Annotated in this window: 1 protein-coding gene; it reads right to left on the bottom strand. The window is 49.2% G+C overall.

Annotation, left to right across the window (positions count from 1 at the left end; translation table 11 throughout):
- Positions 1 to 459 (bottom strand): Arm DNA-binding domain-containing protein (locus tag E5342_RS19175; RefSeq protein ID WP_246867185.1); only part of this gene is annotated, 459 nt, incomplete at both ends.

Here is a 459-nt window from a genome sequence, read left to right as displayed (position 1 = left end):
CCTTAATGGATATGTCCGATACGTTGTACTTGCTTTGAATGAACTCGGCAAGGTGGCGGCGGGTGACTTCATACTTACGGTAGGTCGCTATCGTCTTGGATATGCCGACCAACTGCTTTACATCGTCATTGTGCTTTTGGAACAGGGTAAGGATTGTTTCGTGGCTCTCACTATGACCTAAAAACTCGTTCTTCACTTTCTCAGCGGTCACGTAGTTGTCACGCCGCTGCATTTCGTGATAAATGGTATTCAGTGATGCGTTTATATCATCCAGCATACGGTTTATGCGGCTGGCTTCCGAAGTACGTCCAGTAGCCTTGCCCATTTTGCCGTCCCAAATAGAGGGCAGCACGTCCAGCTTGGTGTTAAAACGGCTCGCCACGCCGTCCACTGTGATACGGGCGAAAAGGGGGTACGCACCGTTGGCTTTCTGCTTGTCTTTCTTTGCGTAAAAGCAAA

The sequence above is a fragment of the Parabacteroides distasonis genome (genome assembly GCF_004793765.1).
Lineage (GTDB): Bacteria > Bacteroidota > Bacteroidia > Bacteroidales > Tannerellaceae > Parabacteroides > Parabacteroides distasonis_A.
Note: the sequence above shows the minus strand (reverse complement) of the source record. Positions and strands in the feature narration are given on the sequence as shown.